Origin of the sequence: Devosia alba (assembly GCF_039938915.1) — a bacterium.
In the GTDB taxonomy this organism is placed as follows: domain Bacteria; phylum Pseudomonadota; class Alphaproteobacteria; order Rhizobiales; family Devosiaceae; genus Devosia; species Devosia alba.
In genome coordinates, this window is record NZ_JBDUUI010000003.1 from 39,023 (window position 1) to 51,216 (window position 12,194).

The 12,194-nt window shown below is 60.9% G+C and carries 12 protein-coding genes; 8 read left to right on the forward strand and 4 right to left on the reverse strand.

Annotation, left to right across the window (positions count from 1 at the left end; genetic code table 11):
* Positions 1–91 precede the first annotated feature (91 nt).
* The 8 genes from ABFY71_RS05235 to ABFY71_RS05270 all read left to right on the forward strand — a co-directional run bounded on the left by ABFY71_RS05235 (position 92) and on the right by ABFY71_RS05270 (position 9,060).
* A complete protein-coding gene (locus tag ABFY71_RS05235; protein ID WP_347944996.1) occupies positions 92–853 on the forward strand; it encodes a FadR/GntR family transcriptional regulator in 762 nt (253 codons plus the stop codon).
* Positions 850–2,025 (forward strand): PLP-dependent transferase, encoded by a 1,176-nt coding sequence (locus tag ABFY71_RS05240; protein ID WP_347944997.1) that lies wholly within the window; start codon positions 850–852, stop codon positions 2,023–2,025. The genes ABFY71_RS05235 and ABFY71_RS05240 overlap by 4 nt, the downstream gene beginning before the upstream one ends.
* Positions 2,026–2,061: 36 nt before the next feature.
* Complete coding sequence (locus tag ABFY71_RS05245) at positions 2,062–3,333, forward strand: ABC transporter substrate-binding protein (protein ID WP_347944998.1); 1,272 nt, start codon at positions 2,062–2,064, stop codon at positions 3,331–3,333.
* Positions 3,330–4,259: a carbohydrate ABC transporter permease gene (locus ABFY71_RS05250; protein WP_431021509.1), complete on the forward strand. Its 930-nt coding sequence runs from the start codon at positions 3,330–3,332 to the stop codon at positions 4,257–4,259. The genes ABFY71_RS05245 and ABFY71_RS05250 overlap by 4 nt, the downstream gene beginning before the upstream one ends.
* 9 nt (positions 4,260–4,268) lie before the next feature.
* On the forward strand, positions 4,269–5,108 hold the full coding sequence (locus ABFY71_RS05255; RefSeq protein WP_347944999.1) for a carbohydrate ABC transporter permease: 840 nt from the start codon (positions 4,269–4,271) through the stop codon (positions 5,106–5,108).
* A gap of 17 nt (positions 5,109–5,125) precedes the next feature.
* Positions 5,126–6,199, forward strand: a complete 1,074-nt coding sequence (locus tag ABFY71_RS05260; protein WP_347945000.1) for an ABC transporter ATP-binding protein — start codon at positions 5,126–5,128, stop codon at positions 6,197–6,199.
* Between the two features lie 272 nt (positions 6,200–6,471).
* Complete coding sequence (locus ABFY71_RS05265; protein ID WP_347945001.1) at positions 6,472–8,109, forward strand: BCCT family transporter; 1,638 nt, start codon at positions 6,472–6,474, stop codon at positions 8,107–8,109.
* 174 nt (positions 8,110–8,283) lie between these two features.
* Complete coding sequence (locus ABFY71_RS05270; protein ID WP_347945002.1) at positions 8,284–9,060, forward strand: NAD kinase; 777 nt, start codon at positions 8,284–8,286, stop codon at positions 9,058–9,060.
* Here ABFY71_RS05270 and ABFY71_RS05275 read toward each other — a convergent pair.
* From ABFY71_RS05275 to ABFY71_RS05290, 4 genes are all read right to left on the reverse strand, one after another.
* Positions 9,057–10,262 carry a DUF2336 domain-containing protein gene (locus ABFY71_RS05275; protein ID WP_347945003.1) on the reverse strand — a complete coding sequence of 402 codons (1,206 nt, stop codon included), beginning with the start codon at positions 10,260–10,262 and terminating at the stop codon, positions 9,057–9,059. The genes ABFY71_RS05270 and ABFY71_RS05275 overlap by 4 nt on opposite strands.
* Positions 10,263–10,347: 85 nt before the next feature.
* Complete coding sequence (locus ABFY71_RS05280; protein WP_347945004.1) at positions 10,348–10,494, reverse strand: hypothetical protein; 147 nt, start codon at positions 10,492–10,494, stop codon at positions 10,348–10,350.
* Positions 10,495–10,665: 171 nt separating this feature from the next.
* Entirely contained in the window at positions 10,666–11,475 is an 810-nt protein-coding gene (locus tag ABFY71_RS05285) for a transglycosylase SLT domain-containing protein (protein WP_347945005.1), read from the reverse strand.
* Between the two features lie 82 nt (positions 11,476–11,557).
* Positions 11,558–12,145 (reverse strand): nitroreductase family protein, encoded by a 588-nt coding sequence (locus ABFY71_RS05290; RefSeq protein ID WP_347945006.1) that lies wholly within the window; start codon positions 12,143–12,145, stop codon positions 11,558–11,560.
* Between the last annotated feature and the right edge of the window lie 49 nt (positions 12,146–12,194).

Here is a 12,194-nt window from a genome sequence, read left to right on the forward strand (position 1 = left end):
CTCTACAATATCAACGGATGTTCCTCCACTTGCAACCTGTCGGACATCTGATAACCTACAGGTCCAATCGGGGCCGAAGGGGCGAGTTGATTTGGCAGATCTTTCGGGCAAGAAATCAGGCCACAACCAGGGTTCCAAGGGCAGTGCGGTTGATGCTGCGTCCTTCCTCAGGCCCATCATCAACCAGACTCGCAACACCGCGGTTCTTGATGCGCTCGCCTCCATGATTGAACAGGCAGGGCTCGTCGTTGGCGACCTTATCCCCTCCGAAACCACCCTGGCCGAGCGTCTTGGCGTCAGTCGCTCCACCATTCGAGAAGCGCTCAGGGGCTGGGAAAGTCTTGGCATTGTACGCCGCCGCAAGGGCGCGGGAACCTATCTGGTCGCCGAGGTGAATTCGCACACCTTCAACGTCCCGTTCAATCTGCAGCTTGAGGGCGTTGCATTGTTGCGCACCACCCAGGTGCGCCGGGCGCTGGAGGTGGCGGTGGTGCGTCAGGCGGCCCTGCACGCGACCGATGCGCAGCGTAGCCAGATCCGCGCCAGATATGATGAATTGATGCACACGCTCGATACGGGCCAGCCGTGGCGCGATGCTGATGCCGCCTTCCATCTCGCCATTTATGAGGCCTCGTGCAACCCCCTCTTCGGCCAGCTCATTCGTGAACTGCACGGCGCCTTCCACCGCATCTACCGGGTGCCGTTCGGGCAGGACGACATCGGCATGGCCTCTTTCGCGCTGCATGGCGAACTATGTGAAAAAATTGTGGCCGGTGATCCGGACGGCGCGGTCCGCACCATCGAGGCCATCATCGATCTTGTTGAAGAAGACGTAAGGCAAACCATTAAATGACTACAGCTGGTCACTCCGCCACGGACCTGCCCATTTCGCTCGCGACGGCGATGGCCGAATGCTACCCCAACGAGATGGGGTCGCCCGTCCCGCCCATCTATCAAACCTCGCTGTTTACCTTCAAATCCTATGACGAACTGGTGTCGCGCTTCCGCGAGGAGATCGACCACCCGTTCTACAGCCGCATTGACAACCCGACGGTCCGCGAGTTCGAGCGCCTGTTCGCCAAGGCCGAGGGTGCCGATCGCTCTGCCGGCTTTGCCTCAGGCATTGCCGCCGTCGCCGGCGCCATCCTGTCAGTGGTCAAGCAGGGCGACCGCATCATCTGCGTGCGCAATATCTACCCCGATACCTACCGGTTCCTTGAGCGGGTGATGACCACGTTTGGCGTCACCACCACCTATCATTCGGCCGCCGAGCTGGAGAACAATCCCGCCATCTATCAGGGGGTCAAGCTCGTCGTTCTCGAAAGCCCGGTGAGCGTCACCTTCGACGTCGTCGATATAACCAAGGTCGTTGCCCACGCCAGAGCGCACGGCGCCACGACGATGATCGACAACTCCTGGGCCACCCCGGTCAACCAACTGCCTTTGGCGCATGGCGTCGATCTGGTGGTGCACTCGGCCTCCAAGTACATCTCCGGCCATTCCGACACTGTCGCCGGTGTCCTCTCTGGCTCTAACGCCGCCATGCAGACAGTGTTCGATACCATCGTGCCGCTGTTCGGCGCCAAGCTGGGGCCGCTCGACGCGTGGCTGCTGGTTCGCGGCCTCCGCACGCTCGATTTGCGCATGGAACGGCACGGCAGGTCGGCTGCGCTTATTGCCGACCGTCTGGCCAATCACCCGCTGATCGGCAAGGTCAACTTTGCCAGGGCCGGCTCGACGCCCACCCTGCACGGCAGTTCGGGACTGTTGTCATTCGAAATGAACGACAAGGGTGACGTTCGCCGCTTCTGCAATGCCTTCGAAATCGTCCGGCTGGGTGTCAGCTGGGGCGGGTTTGAAACCATATTATTCCCCACCAAGGCGGGCCTGCAGCAGAAATCGGCGCGCAACTCGCTCGACGAGTTCGGCGTGTCGGAAAACCTGATGCGGCTGAGTGTTGGCCTGGAGAATGTTGAAGATCTTTGGGCCGATATCTCGCAGGCCCTGAGCAAGAGCCATCTCTGAGGGGAGATGGGGAAACTGAAAGGGAAGGAACGCACTATGAGAAAATTGATGGCATCCGTCGGCGTTGTTGCCCTGAGCGTCATGCTCAGCGCAAACGCAGCCATGGCCGACACAACGCTGAAACTGGTGGAAGTGATCACCAGCCCGGAGCGCACCGAAACGCTGCAGCAGATGATCGCCACCTTCGAAGCCGCCAATCCAGGCGTCACTGTCGAGGTTACCTCATTGCCCTGGGGCCAGGCCTTCGAAAAGGTCGCCACCATGGTCGCGGGTGGCGACATTCCTGACGTCATCGAAATGCCGGACACCTGGGTCGCCCAGTATGGCGGGTCTGGCCAGCTGGTTGATCTGGCGTCCTACCTGCCAGAATGGGATGCATCCCAGACGCTGACCCAGAAGACCCTCGACATGGCGACGCTGGTCGATGGCAAGACCTACATGATCCCCTACGGGTTCTATCTGCGCGCCATGTTCTACAACAAGAAATTGCTGGCCGAAGCCGGGGTCGAGGCGCCACCTGCGACCATGGATGAATTCATGGAAGCCTCGAAGAAGGTCTCCGCCCTGCCCGGCAAGTATGGCTATTGCCTCCGTGGCGGTGTCGGCGGCACCAATGGCTGGATCATGATGGCTGCCGTCGAAAACGGCACCAACGAGTTCTTTACTGCCGACGGCAAGAGCCGCATCAACGAGCCCGGCTCGGTCAAGGGCATCCAGTTCCTGCTCGATCTCTACCAGAAGGGCTATGCCCCCAAGGATTCGGTCACCTGGGGCTTCAACGAAATCGTCGCTGGCTTCTACTCGGGCACCTGCGCCTTCCTTGATCAGGACCCAGACGCGCTGATCGCCGTTTCCGAGCGTATGTCACCCGACGATTTTGCCGTTGCACCGATGCCAACCGGGCCCTCCGGCAAGGCTTTCCCCACTATCGGCTACAGCGGTTGGTCGATGTTTGAGGCATCCGAGCACAAGGACGAGGCCTTCGCGCTGATCGCGTCGTTGTCGAGCCCAGAAAGCAATGCCGTCTTTGCCAAGCGGGTCGGCGTGCTGCCGATCCACACCGGCGCCGACGAGGACCCCTTCTATGCCACTGAGCAGTTCAAGGGCTGGTTTGAAGAACTCAACAACGCGAACTACGTCCCCACCATCATGCCGACCTACCTGGCTGGATTCTCTGAATTTGCCAGCGTAACGGTGCCCGAGACATCGCAAGAAGCCCTGCTCGGGCAGCGTACGGCGCAGGAACTGGCCGATGAATGGGCCGATATCCTGACGGCCGAGTACGCCAAGTGGAAGGCCAATCAGTGAGCATCACTGCCCATCACGCCCCGGGAGCAATCCCGGGGCGCTTTCAGCGCCGGATCGGGGCGCTGCTTGAGCCCTATATCTATCTCTCACCCGCAATTGTCCTGATTGCGCTGGTCATGTTCGTGCCGCTGGTCATCGGCATTTCGTTCGCCTTTCAGGACTATACCCTGATCAGTTCAACAGCGCCGTCATGGATCGGTCTCACCAATTTCGAATCGCTGATGAGCGACCGGCGGTTCTGGGGCGCGGCCCGCAATACCCTGTTCTGGACTGTAAGCTCAGTGTCGCTGCAGTTTTTCCTCGGACTTGGACTGGCACTGTTGCTCAACCGTCCTTTCTTCGGACGACGCATCGTTCAGGCCCTCGTGCTCTTGCCCTGGGCGGTGCCCGGCTTTCTGACCGGGCTCACCTGGGCATGGCTGTTCAATCCGATTATCGGCCCGATCTCCCATTGGATGGTGGCGCTTGGCCTGTTCGAGCAACCAGACAACCTGCTGGCCGATCCACAAAATGCCATATGGGGGCCCGTCATCGCCAATGTCTGGTTTGGCGTGCCGTTCTTTGCCGTGACACTGCTGGCGGCGCTGCAGTCCATTCCTGATGAACTTTATGAGGCTGGCGCCATGGATGGCGCCTCGCTCTGGCAGAGCTTCACCAAGATTACCCTGCCCTATCTGGCGCCAATGATCGCCATTACGGTATTGCTGCGCACCATCTGGGTCGCCAATTTTGCTGACCTGGTGTTCATCATGACCGGTGGCGGGCCGGCCAATTCCACGCAAATCCTGCCGAACTACATCTTCACCACCGCCTTCCGCAAACTCGACTTCGGCTATGCCTCGGCCGTCTCGGTGGTGCTGTTGCTTCTGCTTTTGTTGTACGCCGCCGTTCTGTTGCGGATGCGCCAGACCCTTGTCAAAATCTAGGAGCCGCTGATGCGTGTCACCCTCGCCGCTCGCGTCGGCTCCACCGCTCACTATCTGGCGCTGATGGCCTATCTGGCCTTCGCGCTTTTTCCGATATTCTGGCTGATCAAGATCGCCGTCACCCCTGGTGAGTTGCTCTACACCGAAGGGGTATCGTTCTGGCCAAGTCGCGCCACGTTCGAGAATTTCGAGAGCGTTATCCTCAAGACCAACTTCATGGCCTACTTCGCCAATTCCATGATCGTGTCGCTGGGGACCTCGGCCATCGTAACCCTGATCGCGGCGGCCTCCGGATATGCCCTGTCCCGCTTCCAGTTTCGCGGCAAGAACATCATCGTCTTTACCATGCTGCTGACCCAGATGTTCCCGCTGCTGATCCTGATCGCGCCGATCTACTCGGTCGTCAGCAAACTTGGCCTGCTCAACTCACTTTTCAGCCTGATCGCGGTCTACACCGCCTTCAATATCCCGTTTGCCACCTTCCTGATGCAGTCATTCTTCGACGGTATTCCCAAGGACCTCGAAGAGGCCGGCATGATGGACGGCTGCACGCGCTTTGAGGCATTGCGCAAGATCATCTTCCCGCTGACCCTGCCCGGTCTGGCGGCAACGCTTGGCTTCGTTTTCACCGCCGCCTGGTCAGAACTGTTGTTCGCCCTGATGCTGATCAGCAGGAACGAGGCCATGACCTTCCCGGTGGGGCTGCTGAACTTCATTTCCAAATTCTCGGTTGATTGGGGGCAGATGATGGCAGCCAGTGTCCTGGCGCTCATTCCAAGCTGCCTGTTCTTCATTTTTATCCAGCGTTTCCTGGTGCAAGGCCTCACCGCCGGTGCCGTCAAAGGCTGATCTGCAAAGAGTACAAAATGGCCACGATCACTCTAAACAACATCGCTAAAAGCTACGGGCCTGTGGAAGTCATCGCCAACCTCGACCTCGATATTCGCGACGGCGAATTTGTGGTGTTGGTGGGACCATCGGGCTGCGGCAAATCCACCCTGCTCCGCATGATCGCCGGGCTGGAAGACATTTCTGCCGGCGAACTGCTCATCGACGCCGAACGCGTCAACACCAAGCCGCCCCGCGACCGGGACATCGCCATGGTCTTCCAGTCCTATGCGCTCTATCCGCACATGAACGTCGAGCGGAACATGGGCTTCAGCATGGAAATTCGCAGAGAAAAGAAAGCCCTCAAAGCCGAACGTGTCGCCAAGGCAGCCGCCAAGCTGGGTCTGACACCCTATCTGGAACGTCTGCCGAAGGCGCTCTCCGGCGGGCAACGCCAGCGCGTCGCCATGGGCCGCGCCATCGTGCGCAACCCCAAGGCATTCCTGTTCGATGAACCGCTCTCCAACCTGGACGCCTCCCTGCGTGTGGGCATGCGGTTGGAAATTGCGCGCCTGCATCGCGAACTCGGCGCCACCATGGTCTATGTCACCCACGATCAGGTGGAAGCCATGACGCTGGCTGACCGAATTGTGGTGATGAACCTGGGAAATGTCGAACAGGTTGGTACCCCGATCGAGCTCTATGAACATCCGGCAAACCTTTTCGTCGCCAATTTCATTGGTTCGCCGACGATGAATATCTTTGACTGTGGCTTTGCCAATGGCGGCATCATCCTGCCGAGCGGCGCCTTGCTCCCCCTGCCCGCCTATACCATCGCAAATCAACAGGTCAGCCTCGGGATACGGCCTGAACATATGCATATCGCTACCGATGGGCCCGCCGATTGCCATGGCGAGGTGGAGGTTGTCGAACGGTTGGGCTCGGACACCATTATCTACACCAACGTCCCCGGCTGGGGCCTTTTGGTCACCCGACTGAACGGCACTGTTGGCATCAGAATCGGGGACGCCATCGGCCTGGTGTTCGATCGGCCCCAGATCCGCCTGTTCGACGCCAACGGCGCTGCCATCCGCTACGACGGACAGCCGTAAACCGGCAGGGTTGAGACAGCGAATCCGGCGCGGGTCCGGGTCGCAACGATCCTCGGCATTGCCGTTATTTCGCGCAGGAAGGCGGCGGGATCTGGCGCCAACTGCGCCGTTGCCGCGTACCCTGGCCAGATAACAGCACGCCCAAAGGCTGCAGCGCAGTCTCAGTTGGGTGCGTTGAGATCAATTGTGTTACGACAAGCTCGAGATCATAATGGCGGTCTGGGCAATTGTTCGGCGCCTGGTGTTCCCATCGTCAAACGACTGGAGATCCAATGAGCAGCGACAATAACGATCCATCAGAGACCCGCCCCCCGGAAGGGCCGACCGAGATCATCGACACCGACTATCAGGCTGGGCAGGACAATTTCATCCGGCGCAAGGGGTGGTTCAAAGTCGATATCCACAATCCCGTCTTCCTGATTTCGGGTTTGACGATCGTCGGGTTCGTGGTTCTGACCTTGATCATCGGCCCCGTCGCCACCGATGCCTTTGTGGCGCTGCGCGATTTCCTGACCAGCAGGTTTGACTGGTTCTTCCTGCTGGCGGGCAACATCTTCGTGCTGGTCTGCCTGGGGTTGATTGTCAGTCCCCTGGGAAAGATCCGCATTGGGGGTCGCGACGCTACTCCGGACTATTCCTATACCGGCTGGCTGGCCATGCTGTTTGCTGCGGGCATGGGCATCGGGCTGGTGTTTTACGGTGTTTCTGAACCGGTTTCCCATTTCACCGCCTCGATGGGCGGCGTGCTCTCGGACGGTGGTGCCCGCACCGACTGGGCGCCGCTTGGCGGCGCTGTGGGCGACGCCGACACGGCGCGCCGTTTGGCCATGGCCGCAACCATCTTCCATTGGGGTCTGCATCCCTGGGCAATCTATGCCATCGTCGGTCTGGCGCTGGCGATCTTTGCCTACAATAAGGGCCTGCCGCTGACCATGCGGTCCATTTTCTATCCGCTATTGGGAGAGCGCGTGTGGGGCTGGCCTGGACACATCATCGACATCCTGGCCGTGTTCGCCACGCTTTTTGGCCTGGCCACGTCGCTGGGCATCGGCGCCGGTCAGGCCAATGCGGGGCTCTCATTCCTGTTCGGCTGGCCCACCAATAACATAACCATGGTGCTGCTGATCGCCGCCATCACCGGGGTGGCGCTGCTATCGGTAGCGGCCGGTCTGGACGCCGGGGTGAAGCGGCTCTCCGAGATCAATATGATGCTGGCCGGCGCGTTGCTGCTCTTCGTGATTCTGGTCGGGCCAACAGTTCAGATATTGAGCGGCTTCTTTGCCAATCTGTGGGCTTATGCCAGCAATTTGACGGCACTCTCCAATCCCTTTGGCCGCACCGATGACAATTTCCGGCATGGCTGGACGTCGTTCTATTGGGCCTGGTGGATTTCCTGGTCGCCCTTTGTCGGCATGTTCATTGCCCGGGTCAGCCGCGGCCGCACCGTTCGTGAGTTCCTGATCTGCGTCATGCTGGTCCCCGCTCTGGCCAGTGTGTTGTGGATGACCACGTTTGGCGGCACCGCAATCAGCCAGATCGTCAATGACGGCTATCAGGCCGTGGCCGAGGCCAGCCTTGAACTGCAGCTGTTTACAATGCTGGCCGCCCTTCCGCTCACGCAGATCTCCTCATTCGTTGGTATCGTGCTGGTCGTGGTCTTCTTTGTGACCTCCTCGGACTCCGGTTCCCTGGTGATTGATACCATCACCGCCGGGGGCAAGATTGATGCCCCCGTGGGCCAGCGCATCTTCTGGGCAAGCTTTGAAGGTCTGGTCGCCATTGCACTGCTGCTCGGCGGGGGTCTGGCTGCACTGCAGGCCATGGCGGTCTCAACCGGACTGCCCTTCGCCATTATCCTGCTGCTGGGCTGTGTTGCCCTGGTGAAGGGCCTCCTGGCCGAACCGCGCTAGCACAGTCACCACAAACCAGGCCCGTCGCAGCAATATTGCGGCGGGCGTACAGTGCGCCCCTACCAACACTCCCTGCCCGACCGCTCAGACCATGGTGGCCGGGTGCGTATGCGGTCAGGCTGGCTCCTGCCCCGCACCCATGCTAGGCAGGCGCTACCTTTTCCGGAGACGCTCGTGTCCAGCCAACTCGCTGATCGCATTTGCTTTGTTACAAATGGCACGCCCGAGGCAGACGCTGCCGCGGCCCGGCTCAGGGCCCGCTATGGCGACTATCCTGTTGAGACTGCCGATGTAGCCGTGGCGCTGGGCGGCGACGGGTTGATGCTGCAGACCCTGCATCGCGTGCTGGGCCTGGGCGTGCCGGTCTACGGCATGAATTTCGGCTCGGTCGGCTTCATGATGAATAACTTCTCCGAAGACGGGCTGCACGAACGCCTCGCGGCGGTTCAGCGGACACGCATCTACCCGCTCTCCATGCAGGTGCTCGACACCACCGGCAAGACCCAGACCGCCTTGGCGCTCAATGAGGTATCACTGTTCCGCTCCAGCTATCAGGCGGCCAAGCTGCAGATCATCGTCGATGGCGAAACGCGGCTGGAAGAGTTGATCTGTGACGGTGCACTCCTGTCCACGCCAGCCGGCTCAACTGCCTACAACCTGTCGGCGCATGGGCCCATCCTGCCGATCGAGGCACCGCTGCTGGCGCTCACCCCGATTTCACCGTTCCGCCCGCGCCGCTGGCGCGGAGCGATCCTGTCCAATCGCGCGGTGGTCAAGTTCATTACCCGCGAAGCCGACAAGCGCCCGGTGAGTGCGGTCGCCGACAATGTCGAATTTCAGAATGTGCTGGAGGTCACCGTGTTCGAGGATCGAACGCATGGGGTGACGCTGCTGTTTGATCCCGGCACCAGTCTGGAAGAACGCGTCCTCACCGAGCAGTTCCGCTTCTAGGCGGCGGGCAGGGCCAGGCGGGGCGCCGGTCCATCCAGCGACACGGCCATGGCCGATCTGGTTTCATCGGCAAACGCCGCCATCACCCCGCGCGCGGCCTTGCGCGCCAGCACGATGTTCTGTTCGCTGAGATAGGCAAACGCCTCTTCTAGTTCCTCGGGGATGCAGCCGGCATGCTCGGCGATCAGTTCTTCGGTGAGCGCCGTCACCACATAGTGCCGCGCGCCGGCGTCGTCGGCCAGATCACTGGCGCGCGCATACATCACCAGGCGCGCGAACAGATTGCGCACCCCCTCGCCCAGCCCACACCGCGCCAATAGGGCATTGAGCGCCGGGCGACTGCCGCTTTCCAGCAGCGCAAACACTTTCGCCCGCGGCGTCTGTGCCAGCTCGGCCAGACAATCAGCAAAGAACATTACATGCCCTGTGACCACTGCATGCAGCAGCACCCGGGTATTGAGGCGATCCCCCAGGATCAGCGCCGCGACATAGTCGGGTTGAGCTTTGCCCGCTTCGCGCTCGCCAATCGCCGACAGTGCGGTGTCGCAGCTGTCGCGCAGCACCCGCCCCAGCCGATCGCTGGCCAGAGCACCCTTGACGATCCGCGTCTGGCGCAGGGCATCGCTGACCTTTTGCACCAGCAGTAGTCGCGTGGCTGCTGTCAGATCGCGTCGCGCCAACAGGGCGCCGCGCATGGCCGGATTCTCACCGTGCGACTGGGCCAACCCGGTCAGCAGCGCGCTCGGCAGTTCGATATCCTGCCGCCGCAACAGGCGTTGCGTCAGCTGCAGATCGCCGCGCGCAATCAGCGCCGTGGCCAGCCGCGCACTGATCCGCTGCCGCTGGCTGATCGATACCAGCATGGCCACATCCAGTGTTTTGACCAGCCCGATCAGATCGGCATCGATCAGCACGGGCGAATATTGCAGCACGGCGCGGGCAATCACTGCACTGTCGTGCAGCAGGGCAAGCATGATGGGGCGTGGCGCTTCGCTCGAGTGCAACAGGCCATAGGCCAGCGCCGCCCGGACCTTGACCGACGGGTCATCCAGAAACCCGATCAGCGCTGCGTAAAGCGCCGCGTGCTCGTCGGCAGGACCGGTGTGATTGAGATAGGCCAGCGCCGACAGATGCGCAGCGCTGCCACGTTCTTCGCTATCAAGCGATTGAGAAAGTGACACAAATTCATGATACGCAACCATTCTGCCCTCCGCACGCCGGCAGGCAACAATCTAGGTGCGAAGGTTTAAGGAACGGTTCACCATAAGGGGCTGGATCGCCTGGCCGCTAGATCGCGGCGGCCACCAGGCTGAAGACCTGCGACAAGCCCACCCACATAGCAACCACAATACCCCAGCTGACCAGGGTCAGACCGGCAATGGTCCGGCCACGCGGCGCATGTGTCGTTGCGGTGCGTATCGCTGTCGTTGGCATTGCGCTCTCCTCGGCAAAAGGCAGATTTCGCTTGGTCGACACCATTACGCGTTGCTTTCGTTAATCGACACTGAACAACGGCAGCCGCACTTTATTTGCATCCGCTTTTGTGGCCAGCGCCTGCTGCAATGGCTACCACCAGGTTAACGCCATCGGCCCAACAGGCAGTGCTCAGCGCGAATAGAGCTGGGTGAAGAACGCCCCGCCATCGCCCCCATCGGTAACTGTGGATGCCGGCGCCTCGGCCTGGTTCTTGAACAGTCCGGTAAACGACATATTGGCCGGGGAGAACCGCGACGGCACCAGAGGCGCTGCTGGTGCCACTGGTGCGCCACCAACCATCTGCTGCGCTGCAAAACTGGCATTGCTGTCGCCGGCTTCGTGTTTGGATACCAGTACCCGATAGACGTCCCGGATCGTGCGGGGCTGGCCATTGGCATAAAAAATTCCCTGATTGGCCGAGGCCTGTTTGGGAAACAGCTTGGCCGCAATCTGATCGGGATCTTTCAACCCGGCGGTAAACATCCGCTCCGCGCCCTGCGCGCCGAGAAAATGCGCGATATAAAGCTCACCAGCGCTCGGCATGCGCCCAAACCGTGAATGCAGATAATCGCCATTGCTCTTGGTGAAAGCGGCCGCCAAGTCGGCCGCCATCTGCGGATTTTCGCGCAGCTTCAGTATCTTGGCCTTGTCATCAGGGTCGCGGACCACATAGTCCCCATCGCCACTGCGCTCAATGCTCTGCGCAAACTCGCCATAGCCCAGCCGCGGCCCATCCTCCTTGAGCACCTGAAGCCAGGTGCTTTCGAGAAACTGGAACAACCCCACCGCCGACGAGGTCTGCGCCTTGGCCTGCGGGTTGAGGCTGCTTTCGCGCATTGCCGTCTGCAGCAGATAGTCAAAATCCACCCCGTTCCGGTCGCCAGCGGCGGTCAGAACATAGGCCAGACTCTGTGGCACTGAAATCGGCTGTACGCCCATGGCGCAGGCTCACCCTCGAAGAATCGACCTGCCTCACCTTAGCACTCGCCATGGTTAACCTTCCGTTAACCATGTCATCGCATCAGGCGGTTGGCGCGCTCCAACTGCTCACAATGTCGGCCAGCGCCGGGCGGGGCCGATCTTCGATCACCGTGCTCGGGGTGCCGATATGGATAAACCCGACAAACCGCTCCCCTTCACGCGCGCCGAGCATAGCCGCAGCGTCCGGATCAAACGCATACCAATTGGTGACCCAAATGGCAGCAAACCCCAGGGCGAACGCACCATGTTCCAGGTTGAATGCCACATTGCCCGCCGACAGCAACTGCTCGAACTCGGGCACCTTGGGATGCGGCTGAGGCGCGGAGATGACGCCAATGGTCAGCGGCGCTGGCAAGAACCGCCGTCGTTCAATCTCCAGACTGGCCTCATCCAGGCCGGGCGTCTTGCGCGCCGCGATCTCGGCCAGCGCAGCACCGGCCCTGGCCCGATCATCGCCGGCGATCAGCACCAGCCGCCACGGCGTGATCTTGCCATGGTCTGGCACCCGGGTGGCGATCGTAAGTATCTGCTCGAGTTCATCGCGATCGGGTCCAGGTTCCTGCAAAAAGGCCATGCCGACTGAACGGCGGGTCAGCAGATAATCGCGCAGGGCGGGGATGGCGGGCATGAGCAGGCTCCTGTTTTGTCGCAAGCAATAGCCATTTGCCCCCGCGAGT